The organism is Streptomyces sp. NPDC055749, assembly GCF_053617235.1.
The window spans coordinates 159,241-178,195 of the sequence record NZ_JBSHFH010000009.1 but is presented as its reverse complement, the minus strand read 5'-3'; the positions used below and the strand labels follow the sequence as shown (position 1 = coordinate 178,195).

Genomic DNA, 18,955 nt, shown 5'->3' with positions numbered 1-18,955 from the left:
GGCCCCGGCCAGGCCCGTCAGACCTCTTCGACGCTGCTCGGCTCGCGCCGGGACAGGTCGATACCGAGCTCTTCCGCAGCGCGGAAGACGTCCTCGTCCGTGTCGCGCATCTCGATGGACATGCCGTCCGAGGACAGCACCTCCACGTTGAGGCAGAGCGACTGCATTTCCTTGATGAGCACCTTGAAGGACTCGGGAATGCCGGGCTCGGGGATGTTCTCGCCCTTGACGATGGCCTCGTAGACCTTCACGCGGCCGGTCACGTCGTCGGACTTGATGGTCAGCAGTTCCTGGAGGGCGTAAGCGGCGCCATAAGCCTCGAGCGCCCACACCTCCATCTCACCGAAGCGCTGTCCACCGAACTGAGCCTTACCACCGAGCGGCTGCTGGGTGATCATGGAGTACGGACCCGTCGAACGAGCGTGGAGCTTGTCGTCGACGAGGTGGTGGAGCTTGAGGATGTACATGTAGCCGACCGAGACCGGCTCGGGGAACGGCTCGCCGGAGCGGCCGTCGAACAGGTTGGCCTTGCCCGAGGGCTGGACCAGCCGGTCGCCGTCGCGGTTCGGGATCGTGGCCTTGAAGAGGCCGGTGATCTCGTCCTCACGGGCACCGTCGAAGACCGGGGTCGCGACGTTGGTGCCGGGGGCGACCTGGTCGGCGCCGATGGTCTGCAGGCGCTGGGCCCACTCGTCACCGAGGCCGGATACGTCCCATCCGCGGCTGGCTAGCCAGCCGAGGTGGATCTCCAGGACCTGTCCCGGGTTCATTCGGGACGGGACACCCAGCGGGTTGAGGATGATGTCGACCGGGGTGCCGTCCTCCAGGAACGGCATGTCCTCGATCGGCAGGATCTTCGAGATGACGCCCTTGTTGCCGTGACGGCCGGCGAGCTTGTCACCATCGGTGATCTTGCGCTTCTGCGCGACGTAGACACGAACCAGCTGGTTCACGCCCGGCGGCAGCTCGTCGCCCTCTTCGCGGTCGAAGACGCGGACGCCGATGATCTTGCCGATCTCGCCGTGCGGGACCTTCAGCGAGGTGTCGCGCACCTCGCGCGCCTTCTCACCGAAGATCGCGCGGAGCAGACGCTCCTCCGGCGTCAGCTCGGTCTCGCCCTTGGGCGTGACCTTGCCGACGAGGATGTCTCCGGCCGTGACCTCGGCACCGATACGGATGATGCCGCGCTCGTCGAGGTCCGCGAGGACCTCTTCGGAGACGTTCGGGATGTCCCGGGTGATCTCCTCCGGGCCGAGCTTGGTGTCACGGGCGTCGACCTCGTGCTCCTCGATGTGAATCGAGGAGAGGACGTCGTCCTGCACGAGGCGCTGCGACAGGATGATCGCGTCCTCGTAGTTGTGACCCTCCCACGGCATGAACGCCACGAGCAGGTTCTTGCCGAGGGCCATCTCACCGTTCTCGGTGGCCGGTCCGTCGGCGAGTACCTGTTCGGCGACGACCCGGTCGCCCTCGGAGACGACAACCTTCTGGTTGACCGAGGTGCCCTGGTTGGAGCGCATGAACTTGGCGATGCGGTACGTGGTGTACGTGCCGTCGTCGTTCGTGACGGTGATGTAGTCCGCGGAGACTTCCTGGACCACACCGTCCTTCTCGGCCTTGAGCACGTCACCGGCGTCGGTGGCGCAGCGGTACTCCATGCCGGTGCCGACGAGCGGAGCCTCCGACTTGATGAGCGGCACCGCCTGCCGCATCATGTTCGCGCCCATGAGGGCACGGTTGGCGTCGTCGTGCTCCAGGAAGGGGATCATCGCGGTGGCGACGGACACCATCTGGCGCGGCGAGACGTCCATGTAGTCGACGTCCGTGCCGGGCACGTAGTCGACCTCTCCGCCACGACGGCGGACCAGGACGCGGGGCTCGGTGAAGCGCAGCTCGTCGGAGAGCGTCGCGTTCGCCTGGGCGATGACGTAACGGTCTTCCTCGTCGGCCGTGATGTAGTCGACCTCGTCGGTGACCTGGCCGTCGACGACCTTGCGGTACGGCGTCTCGATGAAACCGAACGCGTTGACGCGTCCGTACGAGGCGAGCGAACCGATCAGACCGATGTTCGGGCCTTCAGGGGTCTCGATCGGGCACATGCGTCCGTAGTGGGACGGGTGCACGTCACGGACCTCGAAGCCGGCCCGCTCACGGGAGAGACCACCCGGGCCAAGAGCCGACAGGCGGCGCTTGTGGGTGAGACCCGACAGCGGGTTGTTCTGGTCCATGAACTGAGACAGCTGGCTGGTGCCGAAGAACTCCTTGATGGAGGCGACGACAGGCCGGATGTTGATCAGGGTCTGCGGCGTGATGGCCTCGACGTCCTGGGTCGTCATCCGCTCACGCACGACGCGCTCCATACGAGCCAGACCCGTACGGACCTGGTTCTGGATGAGCTCGCCGACGTTACGCAGACGACGGTTGCCGAAGTGGTCGATGTCGTCGGTCTCGACGACGATCGAACGTCCGGACTCCCCGACCGTCTCGGTCTCGCCCGCGTGCAGCTTGACCAGGTACTTGATCGTCGCGATGACGTCGTCGCTGGTGAGCACACCGGCGTCGAGCGGCTCGTCCGCGCCGAGCTTCTTGTTCACCTTGTAGCGGCCGACCTTCGCGAGGTCGTAGCGCTTCGGGTTGAAGTAGAGGTTCTCGAGCAGCGTCTGAGCAGCCTCGCGGGTCGGCGGCTCGCCGGGGCGCAGCTTGCGGTAGATGTCGAGAAGCGCGTCGTCCTGGCCCTGGGTGTGGTCCTTCTCCAGGGTGGCGCGCATGGACTCGTACTCGCCGAACTCCTCGAGGATCTGCTCGGTGGTCCAACCGAGAGCCTTCAGGAGAACGGTCACGGACTGCTTGCGCTTGCGGTCGATGCGGACACCGACCATGTCGCGCTTGTCGATCTCCATCTCCAGCCAGGCACCCCGGGACGGGATGATCTTGGCGGAGAAGATGTCCTTGTCGGACGTCTTGTCGATCGAGGAGTCGAAGTAGACACCCGGCGAGCGGACCAGCTGCGACACGACGACACGCTCGGTGCCGTTGATGACGAAGGTGCCCTTGTTGGTCATGAGCGGGAAGTCGCCCATGAAGACCGTCTGGGACTTGATCTCGCCGGTCTCGTTGTTGGTGAACTCGGCCGTGACGAAGAGCGGCGCGGCGAACGTGAAGTCGCGCTCCTTGCACTCGTCGATCGAGTTCTTCGGGGGCTCGAAGCGGTGGTCGCGGAACGTAAGCGACATCGACCCGGAGAAGTCCTCGATCGGTGAAATCTCCTCGAAGATTTCCTCCAGGCCGGACTTGGTGGGGACGTCTTGTCCACTGTCCAGAGCAGCCTCGACGCGAGCCTTCCAGGCGGCATTACCGAGAAGCCAGTCAAAGCTCTCGGTCTGCAGCGCGAGGAGGTTCGGAACCTCGAGGGGCTCCTTGATCTTTGCAAAAGAGATGCGCAGCGGGGCGGTGCTGGCGCCGTGGTTCGTATTCGCGGTCGAGGCGTTGCGCGAGGCGGCCAAGAGGGGGTCCTTCCGAGGGCTCGGACTCACTACGCGCGTACCGGTCCCAAGGTGGACACGGAGACAGTCCGTCCCGAATCAGCCAAGAATGGCCAGGTCAGAGATGAACGGTCATCGGTGCTCAGTCTGGGTATGCCCCTGGTGACGGGCAGGAGGCAGCTAACAGGCAGCGCAAAGGGTCAGTGTAGCCAATGGCCACACTGATGTCCAGTCGGGGTTCTCAGAGACCCACGTTGCTCTCAACAGCTGTTCTCAACACCTATGCCTAGCCCTCGCGCGGGGTGCGCACTTCTTTACTGCCCTCTTCACTCTCGATCCATGCCTCGGATACGGATCGATGTGACGACGCGTCCTGAGAATTGCGCGCCGCGTGCGGTTCGTCAAGGCCCCTCCGTCAGGACGGAACCCCGGAGATCCCCTCCGGACGCCTCAGAACGCCTGCTGGCGGCCCCTGAGAGGCGCACGGCGAAGATCACGATACTCGTCACCGGCAGAAGAGCAAGGCAGCCGCCACGGGTACGCCAAAGGGCGACCACCCGAATGGGTGATCGCCCTTTGCGATGTGACATCCCCGCCTCGCGGCAGAGACGGTCCTGGGGAGTCAGATGACTCGCAGGGTCACTTGACCTCGACGGAGGCGCCGGCGGCCTTGAGGGACTCGGCAGCCTTCTCGGCGGCCTCCTTGGCGACCTTCTCGAGGACGGGCTTCGGGGCGCCGTCGACGAGGTCCTTGGCCTCCTTGAGACCCAGCGAGGTCAGCTCACGCACGACCTTGATGACCTGGATCTTCTTGTCACCGGCAGCGGTGAGGACGACGTCGAACTCGTCCTGCTCCTCAGCGGCCTCGGCGGCCGGACCGGCGCCCGCGGGGCCGGCGACGGCGACGGCCGCGGCGGCGGTGACGTCGAACTTCTCCTCGAACGCCTTAACGAACTCGGAGAGCTCGATGAGGGTGAGCTCCTCGAACTGGGCGAGCAGGTCTTCCTGGCTGAGCTTCGCCATGATGGCGGGTCCTTCCACTAATTCGGCAGGTGCCGGATGTATATGTCGGCGGGCGTGCGTGGTGCCCGCTGGACTGCCGAGTGGTTACTCGGAAGCCTCGGCGGGAGCCGGCGTACCGGCACCGCCCTGCTCGGCCCTCTTGGCGCGAAGCGCTTCCGCGGTGCGGACGAACTTCGACGGCAGAGCCTGGAAGAGCTGCGCAGCCTGAGTCTGCTTGCCCTTCATGGCGCCGGCCAGCTTGGCGAGCAGAACCTCGCGGGACTCGAGGTCCGCGAGCTTCTTGATCTCATCGGCGGACAGCGCCTTACCGTCAAGGACACCGCCCTTGATGATGAGGTTGGGGTTCTCCTTGGCGAAGTCACGAAGACCCTTCGCCGACTCCACCGGGTCACCGGTGATGAAGGCAACCGCCGTCGGACCCGAGAACAGGTCGTCCAGCGTGTCGATCCCGGCCTCGTTGGCCGCAATCTTGGTCAGCGTGTTCTTCACCACGGCGTACTGGGCGTTCTCACCGAGCGAACGACGCAGCGTCTTGAGCTGCGCCACGGTGAGACCCCGGTACTCGGTCAGCACAGCGGCGTTCGAGCTGCGGAACTGGTCCGTCAGCTCGGCTACCGCGGCAGCCTTGTCGGGCCTTGCCATGAGCGTCGGCCTCCTTCCGGGTGATGAGGACCGCTCAGAAGGGACCGGCAAAAACAAAACGCCCCGGCACAAGTGCCAGGGCGTAGCTCAACCGTACGAAGTCCGGGAGCTTTCCACAGTCACCTGCGCAGGTCGTCCGTTCTTGACGGAGCCTTCGGTCACCGGTCCCTCTTTCGAGAGCACAGCAACGACCAGCGGTCTTTGGCTTCTTCAGGAGAGTACGTGACCCGGGGCGCGCGGAGCAAATCCGTCCCGGCCCGGCCTCGACGGCGTCCCTGGGGATACGGGGACGGGCCCCGCACCTGGGAAGGTACGGGGCCCGTCGGAATGCCGTGACGCGGCTACCGGATGAGCACGGGGGCTCAGACGGAGGCCGGGTCCTCCTCGACGAGGAGGTTGCGCACGCGGTTGGAGTCCAGCGGGATGCCGGGACCCATCGTCGTGCTCATGACCGCCTTCTTGATGAAGCGGCCCTTGGCGGCGGACGGCTTCAGACGGAGGATCTCCTCGAGCGCCGCGGCGTAGTTCTCGACCAGCTTCGTCTCATCGAAAGAGGTCTTTCCGATGATGAAGTGCAGGTTCGAGTGCTTGTCGACGCGGAACTCGATCTTGCCGCCCTTGATGTCGTTGACAGCCTTGACGACATCGGGGGTGACGGTGCCGGTCTTCGGGTTCGGCATCAGACCACGCGGACCGAGCACGCGGCCCAGGCGGCCGACCTTGCCCATGAGGTCCGGAGTGGCGACGACGGCGTCGAAGTCCAGACGGCCCTTCGCCACCTCGTCGATGAGCTCGTCGGAGCCGACGATGTCGGCGCCCGCGGCTTCCGCTGCTGCAGCACGGTCACCGGTCGCGAAGACCAGGACCCGGGCGGTCTTGCCGGTGCCGTGCGGGAGGTTCACGGTGCCACGGACCATCTGGTCGGCCTTGCGCGGGTCAACACCCAGGCAGAACGCGACCTCGACGGTGCCGTCGAACTTGGTGGCGGCGGTGTCCTTGGCGATACGGACGGCCTCGAGCGGGGCGTAGGTGCGCTCCCGGTCGATCTTGGCGTCCGCAGCGCGGAGGTTCTTGCTGCGCTTCACTTCTACTCCTGTGGTTTCAGAGTGTGGAGTCGTGGTGCGGACCAGCGCTTGGTCCTACCACTGAGGGCTTGAAGGGCTGGATCAGCCTTCGACCGTGATGCCCATGGAACGGGCGGTGCCAGCGATGATCTTCGACGCGGCGTCGAGGTCGTTGGCGTTCAGGTCGGGGAGCTTCGTCGTGGCGATCTCGCGGACCTGGGCAGCCGTCAGCTTGGCAACCTTGGTCTTGTGCGGCTCGCCGGAGCCCTTGTCCACACCCGCGGCCTTGAGGATCAGCTTGGCGGCCGGCGGAGTCTTCGTGATGAAGGTGAAGGAGCGGTCGTCGTAGACCGTGATCTCCACCGGCACGACCATGCCACGCTGCGACTCGGTCGCGGCGTTGTAGGCCTTGCAGAACTCCATGATGTTGACGCCGTGCTGGCCCAGTGCGGGACCGACCGGCGGAGCCGGGTTCGCCGCACCGGCGTTGATCTGGAGCTTGATAAGCCCCGTGACCTTCTTCTTCTTGGGAGGCATTGCTCTCTCCGGGTCCTAGTGAGAGTTTTTCGCCCGCGTCCGGTCATCCGGATGCAGGCATACCGCACAACGATAACGGGTATAGCTGCGCGACCAAAAACCGAGCAGGTCAGACGGCTGCGAGAGCCTGTCTGACCTGCTCGGTAGGCATGTGTCCAGAAACCTGCGGAAGCTGCTAGTTCTTCTGGATCTGGTCGAAGCTGAGCTCGACCGGGGTCTCGCGACCGAAGATCTCGACGAGGCCCTTGACCTTCTTCGAGTCGGCGTTGATCTCGTTGATCGTCGCCTGGAGCGTCGCGAACGGGCCGTCGGTGACGGTGACCGAGTCGCCCACCTCGAAGTCCAGCACCTGGACCTCGACCTTGCGGGACGGAGCCGGCTTGCCCTCGGCCTCGGCGGCCTCGCGGGCTGCCTTCTCCTCGGCCTCGGGGGCGAGCATCTTGACGATCTCGTCGAGGGTCAGCGGGTACGGGTCGTAGGCGTTGCCCACGAAGCCGGTGACGCCGGGCGTGTTGCGGACAACACCCCAGGACTCGTTCGTCAGGTCCATGCGCACCAGGACGTAACCCGGGAGCTTGTTCTGGCGGACGTTCTTCCGCTCACCGTTCTTGATCTGAACGATCTCTTCCTCGGGGACTTCCGCCTGGTAGACGAACTCCTCGACGTTGAGCGAAACGGCGCGCTGCTCGAGGTTGGCCTTCACACGCTTCTCGTAACCGGCGTACGTGTGGATGACGTACCACTCGCCGGGGAGCGTGCGGAGCTCTTCGCGCAGGGCTGCGACGGGGTCGACGGGGGCGGCCGGCTCGGCCTCTTCCTCGTCGGCGCTCTCGTCGTCGGCGTCTTCAGCGTCGGACTCGACGTGCACGGCGGCCTCCTCGGAGGGCTCACCTGCGGCTTCGTCGGCAGCTTCGGCCTGGTCGGGCTCCACGGAATCCGCCGCCTCAACGATGTCGAGCTCGTCCTCGGCGGACTCGACGGCGTCCACCGTAGGCTCGGCGGCGTCGTTCAGGTTCGGGTCAGACACGATGGCTGCTTCTTCCTGGATACAAATGGCTGGAACATGCGAAAGGGGCGCCTGTGAGGCGCCCTTCGCGGGATCAGCCGAAGACGTACTTGATGACCCGCGCGAATCCGAAGTCAATCACGGTAACGAGACCAATCATGACGACTACGAACACAATCACCACGGATGTGTACGTCGTCAGCTGATTGCGAGTCGGCCAGACGACCTTGCGCAACTCGGCGACGATCTGGCGGTAGAACAGCGCGAGCCGGCCCAGGGGGCCCTTCTTGCCGCGCTTCCCGCCCTTCCGAGTCTTCTTCTTCGACTCGGGGACTTCATCCTCAGCATCAGGCATGTCGATGGAGCCCACGGCGTCCGTCACGCTACTCACCTGATTCCGGGTCGTGGCCGTGCCGCGCCCGGGGGAGCCGCACGACTGTGCAATGAAGTACGTACATGCGCACACATCCTGGCGAAGATGTGTGTAGCAGGGCCGGAGGGACTTGAACCCCCAACCGCTGGTTTTGGAGACCAGTGCTCTACCAATTGAGCTACGACCCTTTGTGGTTTCCACCAACCTACCGCATCCCCCCGGATTGACCGGGTGCTGAAACGGTGAGGGCCGGTGAAGGCCAACGACAGGTGAGTGTACGTGCTCAGGGCCGCTGCGTCGAACAGATAGGAACCGACCGGTCCTGTCCGCATGTTGTCCGAGTGCTGTCCGGTCCCTGAAACCCCTGTGCCGACGGCTTTTCCGGTCTGGGAGCATGGGCGCCATGAGCGCTGCAACTTCTCCCTCCGAGCGTCGGGTCTCCGCCCGCATCGGTGCGATTTCCGAGTCCGCGACCCTCGCCGTCGACGCCAAGGCCAAGGCCCTCAAGGCCGCCGGCCGTCCGGTGATCGGCTTCGGCGCCGGTGAGCCCGACTTCCCGACGCCCGACTACATCGTCGAAGCCGCGGTCGAGGCATGCCGCAACCCGAAGTACCACCGCTACACCCCGGCAGGCGGGCTCCCGGAGCTCAAGGCCGCCATCGCAGAGAAGACGCTGCGCGACTCCGGCTACGAGGTCGACCCCTCCCAGGTCCTGGTGACCAACGGCGGCAAGCAGGCCATCTACGAGGCATTCGCCGCGATCCTCGACCCGGGCGACGAAGTCATCGTCCCGGCGCCCTACTGGACCACCTACCCCGAGTCCATCCGTCTCGCCGGCGGTGTCCCCGTCGAGGTCGTGGCCGACGAGACCACCGGCTACCGGGTCTCCGTCGAGCAGCTGGAAGCGGCGCGCACCGAGCGTACGAAGGTCGTCCTCTTCGTCTCGCCGTCCAACCCGACCGGCGCCGTCTACAGCGCGGCCGACGCCGAGGCGATCGGCCGCTGGGCCGTCGAGCACGGCCTGTGGGTGCTGACCGACGAGATCTACGAGCACCTCGTCTACGGCGACGCCACGTTCACCTCGCTCCCGGCGATCCTGCCCGAGCTGCGCGACAAGTGCATCGTGGTCAACGGTGTCGCCAAGACGTACGCGATGACCGGCTGGCGCGTCGGGTGGATCATCGGCCCCAAGGACGTCGTGAAGGCCGCGACCAACCTGCAGTCGCACGCCACGTCGAACGTCTCCAACGTGGCCCAGATCGCCGCGCTGGCCGCCGTCTCCGGGAACCTGGACGCGGTCGCCGAGATGCGTACCGCCTTCGACCGCCGCCGCAAGACCATCGTGAAGATGCTCAACGACATCGACGGCGTGCTGTGCCCGGTCCCGGAGGGCGCGTTCTACGCGTACCCCTCGGTGAAGGCGCTGCTCGGCAAGGAGATCCGCGGCAGGCGCCCGGCCACCTCGGTCGAGCTCGCGGCGCTCATCCTGGACGAGGCAGAGGTCGCCGTCGTACCGGGCGAGGCCTTCGGTACGCCGGGCTATCTGCGGCTGTCGTACGCACTCGGTGACGAGGACCTCGTCGAGGGTGTCTCGCGCATCCAGAAGCTGCTGGGCGAGGCCAAGGACTGATTGCCCGCTCGCATTGCTCACCCGATCAAAGAAGCAGGCCCCCGGCTCCGGTCCGGGGGCCTGCTTTTTTGTTCGAGGACCGACCCAAGAGGGAAAGCGGCTACCGCGAGGGCACGCCCGTGCGGCAGGATCTTGGGATGGAGCGTGATGTACGGCTGTTGCCCAAGGCCCACCTGCACCTGCATTTCACCGGGTCGATGCGGCCCACGACGCTGCTCGAACTCGCCGACAAGTACGGCGTGCGGCTGCCCGACGCGCTGACGGGCGGCGAACCGCCGAGTCTGCGGGCGACGGACGAACGGGGCTGGTTCCGTTTCCAGCGGCTCTACGACATCGCCCGGTCCTGTCTGCGCTCGCCGGAGGACATCCAGCGGCTCGTGCGCGAGGCCGCCCAGGAGGACGTCGCGGACGGCTCGGGGTGGCTGGAGATCCAGGTCGACCCCACCTCGTACGCCCCGCTGCTCGGCGGGCTGATTCCGGCGATCGAGATCATCCTCGACGCCGTGGACTCCGCGGCCCGGGACACCGGGCTCGGTATCCGGGTCGTGATCGCCGCCAACCGTATGAAGCACCCGCTGGACGCGCGCACGCTGGCGCGGCTGGCCGTGCGGTACGCGGACCGCGGTGTCGTCGGCTTCGGGCTCTCCAACGACGAGCGCCGCGGCATGGCCCGTGATTTCGACCGTGCCTTCGCCATCGCCCGCGAGGGAGGACTGCTCGCAGCCCCGCACGGCGGCGAACTCGCCGGTCCTTCGAGCGTGCGGGACTGCCTGGACGACCTCGACGCGTCCCGTATCGGGCACGGTGTGCGGGCCGCCGAGGACCCGCGGCTCCTGCGCAAGCTGGCGGAGAGCGGGGTGACCTGCGAGGTCTGCCCGGCCTCCAACGTGGCGCTCGGGGTCTACGAGAAGCCGACGGACATCCCCATCCGCACCCTGTTCGAAGCGGGCGTTCCGATGGCGCTCGGCGCGGACGATCCGCTGCTCTTCGGTTCCCGGCTGGCCGCCCAGTACGAGCTCGTACGGCGCCACCACGCCTTCACCGACGAGGAACTGGCCGAGCTGGCCCGGCAGTCCGTACGGGGGTCGGCGGCGCCTTCGGACGTACGGGAGAAGCTGCTGGCCGGGATCGACGACTGGCTCGGCTGCTGATTCCGCGCAGCAGGGTGCGGCCTACAGACCGACGCCGACCGTCACCGGTTCGTTGACGAGCGTGACGCCGAAGGCCGCGTGCACGCCGGCCACGACTTCGCGGGCCAGGGCGAGGAGGTCTTCGGTGGTCGCGTCGCCCCGGTTGGTGAGGGCGAGCGTGTGCTTGGTGGAGATGCGGGCCGGGCCCGTGCCGTACCCCTTGGTGAAGCCGGCCTTGTCGATGAGCCAGGCCGCGGAGGTCTTGGTGCGGCCGTCGGCGGCGGGGAAGGCGGGGGGCGTCACGGCCTCGCCCAGGCGCTCCTTGGCGCGGGCGAGGAGCGCCTCGTACTCCTCGGGGGCCAGGACGGGGTTGGTGAAGAAGGACCCGGCCGACCAGGTGTCGTGGTCCTCGGGGTCCAGCACCATGCCCTTGCCCGCACGGAGCCGCAGGACCGTTTCCCGGGCCGCGGTCGCGGGAACGCGGTCGCCCTGCTCCACACCCATGGCGCGCGCCGTCTCCGGGTAGCGCAGGGGCGCGGACAGGCCGTCCGCGTCCTCCAGCTCGAAGCGGACGCGGAGCACCACGTAACGGTCGGGATCGGCCTTGAAGCGGCTGTGACGGTACGAGAAGTCGCACTCGGCGTTCGGGATGGTGACCGTTTCGCGGGTGCGGCGGTCGTAGGCGACGACCTCCGAGATGGTGGTGGACACCTCCTGGCCGTACGCACCGACGTTCTGGATCGGTGTCGCGCCCGCGGAGCCCGGGATTCCGGCGAGGCACTCGATGCCCGCGAGACCCGCCTCGACGGTCCGGGCGACGGCGTCGGTCCAGACCTCGCCGGCGGCCAGCTCCAGTGTCGTACCGGACAGGGCGAAGCCCTTGGTCGCGATACGCAGCGCGGTGCCCTCGAAGCCCTTGTCTCCGATGACCAGGTTGGAGCCGCCGCCGATCACCAGGAGCGGGGTGGACGTCTCGTCCGCCTCGCGCACGGCGGCGACCACCTCGGCGTCGGTGGTGGCCGTGAGGAGGCGGGCCGCGGGTCCGCCGAGCCGGAAGGTGGTCAGGGGGGCGAGGGGGGCGTCGTGGAGTTCCTGCACGGGGACAAGAGTACGGTCCGTGGCCCTGCCGCTCGGGCGGGGCCACGGACCGTACACGCGGAGCGGCCGGTCAGGCGGCGACAGGGGTCCGGTCCTTGACCGGCTCCGGCCGCGGGGTCCCGGCGGCGCCGCGGCCGGGGATCATCAGGGCGACGAGCGCGGCCAGGGCCACGGCTCCGGCGCCGATCCAGAGAGCGGGAACGGTGCCGTCCGAGAACGCCTGGGGGGACTCGTACCCGCCCTGGGCGGAGAACACGGACGCGAGCACGGCGACACCGAGCGCGCCGCCGACCTCCCGCAGCGCGTTGTTGGCCCCGGACGCGATGCCCTGCTCGCCGCTCCGGACGCTGGACATCACGAGGCTGGCGGCGGGGGCGAAGTACATCGCCATGCCGATGCCGCCGATGATCAGGCCCGGCAGCTGGGCGGCGTAACTCACATCCGGGGCGAGGACCATCGCGAAGAGCGCGAGGCCGACGGCCTGGAGGGCGAGACCGGTCACGACGACCGGGCGGCCACCGAACCGGTCGGAGAGGTAGCCGGCGATCGGCGCGACCAGCATCGGCATCCCGGTCCACGGGAGCATCCGGAGACCGGCCTCGGTGGGCGAGTAACCGAGCGCGCTCTGCAGGAACTGGCTGAGCAGGAAGATCGATCCGAACATTCCCAGGAACATCAGCAGGCTGGCGATGTTGATCCCGAAGAAGGCGCGGTCACGGAACAGCCGCATGGGGAGCATCGGGTTCTTCGCCGTGAAGCCGTGGTGCACGAATCCGGCCAGGAGCGCGGTGCCCGCGAACAGGCCCGTCAGGACGGTGGGGCTGGTCCAGCCGTCGCCGGTGGCGCTGACCAGCGCGTAGACGATGCCGAAGAGCCCGCCGCTGACGAGAAGGGTGCCCGGGACGTCGAGGCGGGCGTTCGGGGCGTACGACTCGCTCAGGCGCAGCCGGGCCAGCGGGAGCAGGACCAGGCCGATCGGGACGTTCAGCCAGAAGATCCACTGCCAGGAGATGTGCTCGGTGAGACTGCCGCCGATGAGCGGACCGCTGGCGACGGCGAGGCCGGTGACCGCGCCGAAGATGCCGAGGGCCATGCCTCGCCGGGCGGCCGGGACGGCGGCGGTGAGCAGGGTGAGGGTCAGCGGCATCATGATGGCCGCGCCTATGCCCTGGACCGCGCGGAAGGCGATGAGTTCGCCGATCCCGGGCGAGAGGGCGGCTGCGGCGGAGGCGCCGGTGAAGACGGTGAGGCCGGTCATGAAGAGCCGGCGGCGGCCGAACCGGTCACCGAGCGCGGCGCCGGTCATCAGCAGGACGGCGAAGGTGAGTGTGTAGGCGTTCACCGTCCATTCGAGCTCTTCGAGTCCGCCGCCGAGGCTCTTGCGGATGGACGGCAGGGCGGTGGTGACGACGAGGTTGTCGAGGGCCGCCATGAAGCTGGCGACGCTGGTGATGACGAGAGCCCAGACGGCTCCCCCGCGACTGGCTGTGTGCTGGTTCACTGCTCCCCCAGGGGGTTAGTTATTGATGACTAACTTTCATGGGCAGAAAACCGGGCAGAACCCGGGGTGCGCTGTTCACTCGTCGGAAGAATCGGTCTCGGAGGGCTTGGCCGAGATGTAGAAGCCGGACCAGACCCGGTGGTCCGGCGGGAAGCCGAGCGAGGCCAGGGTGTTGATGAGCATGCCGTACGCCAGGAAGATGGTGGTCTCGTTCTGGTCCGCGCCCAGCACGATGTGGATCTCGTCCCACATCAGGGCCCAGCCCCTGCGCACCGATTCGCCGAACTCGTGGTCCCCCGACGCCTCGGCCGCCGCGATGGCCGCGTACATCTGCATCTGCATCAGCAGCTTGTCGGGGTCGTCGACGATGAGCTGCTGGTACGCCACCGCCATGGCGTGGAGCGCTTCCTCCCGCTCAAGCCCCTCCGCGGCCTCCATGAACACCTTCCTGGTGTCCATCAGGCAGCGCTCGGAGGCGGCCAGGAACATGGCCTGCTTGTTCGGGAAAAGACGGAAGAGGTACGGCTGCGAGACACCCACCCGCTTGGCGATCGCCTCGGTGGAGGTGCCGTTGTAGCCGCCGCGGGCGAACTCGGTGATCGCCGCACGCACGACGCTCTCGCGCCGGTCCTCCGCACTCATCCTTGCCATACAGCTAAGTTATTGCTCAATCACTAACTTGGCAAGTGGTATCCGTAACGCGAGAAGAGACGCAGTAAGGGGCGCCCCTCCAGGAGGGACGCCCCTTACTCACAGTCACCGGACTCAGGCGAGCCGGACCACGGCGCGGGACATGCCCAGCACCTTCTTGCCGTCGCTCATGGCGACCAGGTCCACCCGCACCTGGTTGTCGCCCAGCAGGGCGGCCACCTTGGCGCTGACCTCGACCAGCGCGCCCTTGTCGTCGTTCGGGACGACGACCGGCTTGGTGAAGCGCACGCCGTACTCGACGACCGCTCCGGGGTCACCGGTCCAGTCCGTGACCACCCGGATCGCCTCGGCCATGGTGAACATGCCGTGCGCGATCACGTCGGGCAGCCCGACCTCGCGCGCGAACTTCTCGTTCCAGTGGATCGGGTTGAAGTCACCGGAGGCGCCCGCGTACTGCACCAGCACGGCGCGGGTGACCGGGAAGGACTGCGCCGGCAGCTCCGTACCGACCTCGACCGACTCGTAAGCGACCTTGGCCGTCATCACGCCTCCTCGGCGGCGCGGGCCACCAGCTTCGTCCAGGCGGTCACCACGTGCTCGCCGGTCTCGTCGTGGACCTCGCCGCGGACGTCCACGATGTCGTTGCCCGCCAGGGACTTGATGCCCTCGATGGTCGAGGTGACCGTCAGCCGGTCCCCCGCCCGCACCGGACGCACGTAGGCGAACTTCTGGTCACCGTGCACCACGCGGCTGTAGTCCAGGCCCAGCAGCGGGTCCCGTACGACATCTCCGGCGGCCTTGAATGTGATGGAGAAGACAAAAGTCGGCGGGGCAATCACATCGTCGTGACCGAGAGCCGCCGCGGCCTGCGGATCGGTGTACGCGGGATTGGCGTCACCCACCGCCTCCGCGAACTCACGGATCTTCTCCCGGCCGACCTCGTACGGCTCGGTGGGCGGATAGGTCCGTCCCACGAAGGACTGGTCGAGCGCCATGGGCTCGCTCCCTCCTGATGCAAAGACGAATGGGCCGGAGTGCAGCCCTTACAAACGACACGAGGCCGCCCCCAATGGGGACGGCCTCGTGTACGAGCCTGTTTAGCGGGTTTCGCGGTGCGCGGTGTGCGAGTTGCAGCGCGGGCAGTGCTTCTTCATCTCAAGACGGTCCGGGTTGTTACGCCGGTTCTTCTTGGTGATGTAGTTCCGCTCCTTGCACTCCACGCAGGCCAGCGTGATCTTCGGGCGGACGTCGGTGGCAGCCACGTGAGTGCTCCTTGGACGGACGGATGGACGGATGAACGCAAAAAAGAGTAGCCGATCGAAGGACCGACCCCACAATCGGCTACCGTAAGTAGCGGTGACCGGACTTGAACCGGTGACACAGCGATTATGAGCCGCTTGCTCTACCGACTGAGCTACACCGCTTTGATGACGAGTCCCCCCGCCGAAGCGGGGTTTCCCGATCACCAGAGCCCCAATGCGGAATCGAACCGCAGACCTTCTCCTTACCATGGAGACGCTCTACCGACTGAGCTATTGGGGCGAGCGATGAAGACATTACACGGTCTGTCGCCGATCGCCCAAATCCGTTTCCATGGGGCTCTTCGCGGCGTCGAACGGACCTCCCCCGGACCCCTTGATCGGGGCCCTGACCAGGCACTTGGCCGAGCTCTTGATCGGGCTCCCGATCAGCCTCCCGACGGGGCAGGACCGGGGAGTCGCGCGCGGCGCCGGGCGCGGAGCCGGACAGCGCCCCGGCACGTTCCCAGGCCACCCCGTCCCGTGCCGCCCACATGGGTCCCGCGCGTCCCACGAGGCCACACCGGTACGACTATTTCGCTCCTCATCGAAGCGGACCGGGCACCCCCCTAGGCTCGACTCACTCTGTGTGATCTTGCCCCCCTCCTCCAGGAGCACGATGCCCGACAGCCAGCCGCGGCGGCCCGACGACAGCGCGGCCGACGGCGCGAGCAGCCCCGACGCCCCAGCCGCCCCCGACGCCGCACTCGTCCTGTGCGGCGCCAGGCTCACCGACGGCCGCATCGTGGACGTACGGCTCAGTGGCGGCCGTATCGAGGCCGTGGGCACCGCGGGCAGCCTGACCGTCCGCGGAGCCCGTGTGGACCTGCGTGGCTACCTTCTGCTCCCCGCCCCCGCCGAACCCCACGCGCACGGCGACACGGCCCTCACCGCCGACAGTGCCGGGCCGGACAGTCCGGGCCCGGCGTCCCATCTCGCCGAGGACATCCAGCGCCGCGCCACCGAAGCCGCCCTGCTCCAGGTCGGGCACGGTGCGACCGCGCTGCGCTCCCACGTACGCATCGGGGACGTCCAGGGCCTCGCCCCGCTCGAAGCCGTCCTCCAGGCCCGGCGCTCGCTGCGCGGCCTCGCCGACCTCACCGCGGTCGCCGTGCCCCGCCTGCTCACCGGCGTCGCGGGCGCCGACAGCCTCGCCATGCTGCGCGACGCCGTGAAGATGGGCGCGGGCGTGGTCGGCGGCTGCCCCGACCTCGATCCCGACCCGGCCGGCTACGCCGAGGCCGTCCTGGAGATCGCCGCCGAGCACGGCTGCCCCGTCGATCTGCACACGGACAGTGACGATCCGGCCCGGCTGGCCCGGCTCGCCGCCATGGCCGGCGGGCTGCGGCCAGGCGTCTCCATCGGCCCCTGCGGCGGTCTGTCGCAGCTGCCCCTCGAAGCCGCTGCCCGCGCCGCCGACCAGCTCGCAGCCGCCGGAGTGACCGTCATCTGCCTCCCCCAGGGCGGCTGTTCCGGCGTCGAGCGCCGGGGCACCGCGCCCGTACGGCTCCTGCGGGCCGCCGGGGTCCGGGTCGCGGCGGGCAGCGGGGCGCTGCGGGACGTCGCCAACCCCGTGGGCCGCGGCGACCCTCTCGAAGCCGCGTACCTCCTGGCCTCCCAGCACGGCATGCACGCCGAGCACGCCTACGAGGCGGTCTCCGCGGCTGCCAGGACGGCCATGGGGCTCCCCGAGGTACGCGTCGAGGCGGGCTTCCCCGCCGAGCTGCTCGCGGTGCGCGGGGAACGGCTCTCGGGGGTGCTCTCACTCGCGTACAGCAGGATCGTGGTCCACCGGGGCCGGGTGGTCGCCCGGACCAGCGCCGTGCGCGAGTACTGCGACTCGGAGGCGGCAGTCGCGCTCGACCTGCCCCGCCAGGGGCGCCCCGAGAAGGGCCCTCCTTCGGGTGGCTCCTGCGCCCCGGATGCCGGGCCGGGCAAGGGTCCTGGGTGCGGCTCGTAAGCACGGCCGCCCGCCGCGGCGTACGGTCGGGGGCATGCGCATTGTCATCGCAGGTGGACATGGTCAGATCGCGCTGCGGCTGGAGCGGCTGCTCGCTGCACGCGGAGACGAAGCGGTCGGAATCATCCGCAATCCCAAACAGGGCGACGATCTACGCGAGGCGGGTGCCGAACCGGTCGTCCTCGATCTCGAATCGGCTTCCGTCGAGGAGACCGCGGAGGTGCTGCGCGGCGCCGACGCCGTGGTCTTCGCCGCCGGAGCGGGCCCGGACAGCGGAACAGCCCGCAAGGACACCGTCGACCGGGGAGCGGCGGTGCTCTTCGCCGACGCGGCGGAACGGGCGGGTGTGCGGCGTTACGTGGTGGTCTCGTCCATGGGCGCCGACTCCGGCCACCCGGGCGACGAGGTGTTCGACATCTACCTCCGCGCCAAGGGTGCGGCCGACGACTACGTACGCTCCCGGCCCTCACTTGACTGGACGATCCTGCGCCCCGGCATGCTCACGAACGACGCGGGCACGGGCCAGGTCCTGCTGGCGGCCTCGACGGGCCGTGGTCCCGTCCCGCGCGACGACGTGGCGGCCTCGCTCCTGGAGCTCCTGGACACCCCGGCCAGCGCGGGCCTCACGCTGGAACTCGTTTCCGGGAGCGTGCCGGTGACGGTCGCGGTGAAGGACATCGCGGGCAACTGACGGGCCCTGCGGGGAACATGAAGAAACCCCCTGCCTCGCATGACTGCGAGTCAGGGGGTTCACTCCATCGTGGCGGCGCCAGGGTTCGAACCTGGGTAGGCTGAGCCGGCAGATTTACAGTCTGCTCCCTTTGGCCACTCGGGCACACCGCCTCGAAACAGCGCCTCGGCAGTCCGTGAGGACCCCCTTGGCGACGACGTAAACGATACCTGATGACTAGGGGTGCTCCGCTACCCAATTGATCAGCGCTCCTGGCGGGCGGGGATGGCTAGGCTTGGGCGTACCCCAAACGCATTCGACGCAAGGAGCCACACGTCATGGCCGACTCCAGTTTCGACATCGTCTCGAAGGTCGAGCGGCAGGAGGTCGACAACGCCCTCAACCAGGCCGCCAAGGAGATCTCCCAGCGTTACGACTTCAAGGGCACGGGCGCCACGATCTCGTGGTCGGGCGACAAGATCCTGATGGAGGCGAACGGCGAGGAGCGGGTCAAGGCCATCCTCGACATCTTCCAGTCCAAGCTGATCAAGCGGGGCATCTCGCTGAAGTCGCTGGACGCGGGCGAGCCGCAGCTCTCCGGCAAGGAGTACAAGATCTTCGCCACGATCGAGGAAGGCATCTCCCAGGAGAACGCCAAGAAGGTGGCGAAGATCATTCGCGATGAGGGTCCCAAGGGCGTCAAGGCGCTCGTCCAGGGCGACGAGCTGCGGGTCAGCTCGAAGAGCCGGGACGACCTGCAGACCGTCCAGGCACTGCTGAAGGGCAAGGACCTCGACTTCGCGGTGCAGTTCGCGAACTACCGGTAGTCCGGTCGCTGCCGTGCGGCAGTCGCGGGCGGGGCGGGCGTGCCGGTGGGCACGGTCCGCCCC

18 protein-coding genes and 4 tRNA genes are annotated in these 18,955 nt (G+C 67.9%); 5 read left to right on the top strand and 17 right to left on the bottom strand.

Features of this window, described 5'->3' with window-relative positions; genetic code table 11:
- Positions 1 to 17: 17 nt before the first annotated feature.
- From rpoB to ACWGO0_RS09720, 8 genes are all read right to left on the bottom strand, one after another.
- Positions 18 to 3,503 carry a DNA-directed RNA polymerase subunit beta gene (gene rpoB, locus ACWGO0_RS09755; protein WP_453530666.1) on the bottom strand — a complete coding sequence of 1,162 codons (3,486 nt, stop codon included), beginning with the start codon at positions 3,501 to 3,503 and terminating at the stop codon, positions 18 to 20.
- A gap of 618 nt (positions 3,504 to 4,121) precedes the next feature.
- Positions 4,122 to 4,505: a 50S ribosomal protein L7/L12 gene (gene rplL, locus ACWGO0_RS09750; RefSeq protein WP_453530663.1), complete on the bottom strand. Its 384-nt coding sequence runs from the start codon at positions 4,503 to 4,505 to the stop codon at positions 4,122 to 4,124.
- A gap of 84 nt (positions 4,506 to 4,589) precedes the next feature.
- Positions 4,590 to 5,147: a 50S ribosomal protein L10 gene (rplJ, locus tag ACWGO0_RS09745; RefSeq protein ID WP_453530660.1), complete on the bottom strand. Its 558-nt coding sequence runs from the start codon at positions 5,145 to 5,147 to the stop codon at positions 4,590 to 4,592.
- A gap of 362 nt (positions 5,148 to 5,509) precedes the next feature.
- Positions 5,510 to 6,232: a 50S ribosomal protein L1 gene (rplA, locus tag ACWGO0_RS09740; protein ID WP_453530657.1), complete on the bottom strand. Its 723-nt coding sequence runs from the start codon at positions 6,230 to 6,232 to the stop codon at positions 5,510 to 5,512.
- 81 nt (positions 6,233 to 6,313) lie between these two features.
- Complete coding sequence (rplK, locus tag ACWGO0_RS09735; RefSeq protein ID WP_024494105.1) at positions 6,314 to 6,748, bottom strand: 50S ribosomal protein L11; 435 nt, start codon at positions 6,746 to 6,748, stop codon at positions 6,314 to 6,316.
- Between the two features lie 175 nt (positions 6,749 to 6,923).
- Complete coding sequence (nusG, locus tag ACWGO0_RS09730) at positions 6,924 to 7,775, bottom strand: transcription termination/antitermination protein NusG (protein WP_453530653.1); 852 nt, start codon at positions 7,773 to 7,775, stop codon at positions 6,924 to 6,926.
- Positions 7,776 to 7,848: 73 nt separating this feature from the next.
- Positions 7,849 to 8,136, bottom strand: a complete 288-nt coding sequence (gene secE, locus ACWGO0_RS09725) for a preprotein translocase subunit SecE (protein ID WP_328905311.1) — start codon at positions 8,134 to 8,136, stop codon at positions 7,849 to 7,851.
- A gap of 106 nt (positions 8,137 to 8,242) precedes the next feature.
- Positions 8,243 to 8,315, bottom strand: a tRNA-Trp gene (locus tag ACWGO0_RS09720).
- Positions 8,316 to 8,530: 215 nt separating this feature from the next.
- Between ACWGO0_RS09720 and ACWGO0_RS09715 the strand changes: the two genes are divergently transcribed.
- Both ACWGO0_RS09715 and ACWGO0_RS09710 read left to right on the top strand, forming a co-directional pair.
- On the top strand, positions 8,531 to 9,757 hold the full coding sequence (locus ACWGO0_RS09715; protein WP_453530649.1) for a pyridoxal phosphate-dependent aminotransferase: 1,227 nt from the start codon (positions 8,531 to 8,533) through the stop codon (positions 9,755 to 9,757).
- Between the two features lie 137 nt (positions 9,758 to 9,894).
- On the top strand, positions 9,895 to 10,908 hold the full coding sequence (locus ACWGO0_RS09710; protein WP_453530646.1) for an adenosine deaminase: 1,014 nt from the start codon (positions 9,895 to 9,897) through the stop codon (positions 10,906 to 10,908).
- A 21-nt stretch (positions 10,909 to 10,929) separates the two neighbouring features.
- On the opposite strand, the gene ACWGO0_RS09705 is transcribed toward ACWGO0_RS09710, so the two are convergent.
- From ACWGO0_RS09705 to ACWGO0_RS09670, 8 genes are all read right to left on the bottom strand, one after another.
- Positions 10,930 to 12,042: a UDP-N-acetylmuramate dehydrogenase gene (locus ACWGO0_RS09705; RefSeq protein WP_453530643.1), complete on the bottom strand. Its 1,113-nt coding sequence runs from the start codon at positions 12,040 to 12,042 to the stop codon at positions 10,930 to 10,932.
- A gap of 13 nt (positions 12,043 to 12,055) precedes the next feature.
- Entirely contained in the window at positions 12,056 to 13,486 is a 1,431-nt protein-coding gene (locus tag ACWGO0_RS09700; protein WP_453530640.1) for an MFS transporter, read from the bottom strand.
- A gap of 75 nt (positions 13,487 to 13,561) precedes the next feature.
- Positions 13,562 to 14,128: a TetR/AcrR family transcriptional regulator gene (locus ACWGO0_RS09695; protein ID WP_453530734.1), complete on the bottom strand. Its 567-nt coding sequence runs from the start codon at positions 14,126 to 14,128 to the stop codon at positions 13,562 to 13,564.
- A 123-nt stretch (positions 14,129 to 14,251) separates the two neighbouring features.
- Positions 14,252 to 14,680, bottom strand: a complete 429-nt coding sequence (locus tag ACWGO0_RS09690) for a MaoC family dehydratase (protein WP_453530637.1) — start codon at positions 14,678 to 14,680, stop codon at positions 14,252 to 14,254.
- Positions 14,680 to 15,132, bottom strand: a complete 453-nt coding sequence (locus tag ACWGO0_RS09685; protein WP_453530634.1) for an FAS1-like dehydratase domain-containing protein — start codon at positions 15,130 to 15,132, stop codon at positions 14,680 to 14,682. Before ACWGO0_RS09685 ends, ACWGO0_RS09690 begins: the two co-directional genes overlap by 1 nt.
- A gap of 102 nt (positions 15,133 to 15,234) precedes the next feature.
- Complete coding sequence (rpmG, locus tag ACWGO0_RS09680; RefSeq protein ID WP_003956487.1) at positions 15,235 to 15,399, bottom strand: 50S ribosomal protein L33; 165 nt, start codon at positions 15,397 to 15,399, stop codon at positions 15,235 to 15,237.
- Positions 15,400 to 15,488: 89 nt separating this feature from the next.
- Positions 15,489 to 15,561, bottom strand: a tRNA-Met gene (locus ACWGO0_RS09675).
- Positions 15,562 to 15,606: 45 nt separating this feature from the next.
- Positions 15,607 to 15,679, bottom strand: a tRNA-Thr gene (locus ACWGO0_RS09670).
- Between the two features lie 375 nt (positions 15,680 to 16,054).
- Between ACWGO0_RS09670 and ACWGO0_RS09665 the strand changes: the two genes are divergently transcribed.
- Entirely contained in the window at positions 16,055 to 17,395 is a 1,341-nt protein-coding gene (locus ACWGO0_RS09665; protein WP_453530631.1) for an amidohydrolase family protein, read from the top strand.
- A 34-nt stretch (positions 17,396 to 17,429) separates the two neighbouring features.
- On the top strand, positions 17,430 to 18,086 hold the full coding sequence (locus ACWGO0_RS09660; protein WP_453530628.1) for an SDR family oxidoreductase: 657 nt from the start codon (positions 17,430 to 17,432) through the stop codon (positions 18,084 to 18,086).
- A gap of 70 nt (positions 18,087 to 18,156) precedes the next feature.
- Here the strand turns inward: ACWGO0_RS09660 and ACWGO0_RS09655 are convergent.
- Positions 18,157 to 18,238 (bottom strand) — tRNA-Tyr (locus ACWGO0_RS09655).
- Positions 18,239 to 18,403: 165 nt separating this feature from the next.
- On the opposite strand from ACWGO0_RS09655, the gene ACWGO0_RS09650 reads away from it, so the two are divergent.
- Positions 18,404 to 18,892 carry a YajQ family cyclic di-GMP-binding protein gene (locus tag ACWGO0_RS09650; RefSeq protein ID WP_453530625.1) on the top strand — a complete coding sequence of 163 codons (489 nt, stop codon included), beginning with the start codon at positions 18,404 to 18,406 and terminating at the stop codon, positions 18,890 to 18,892.
- Positions 18,893 to 18,955 lie beyond the last annotated feature (63 nt).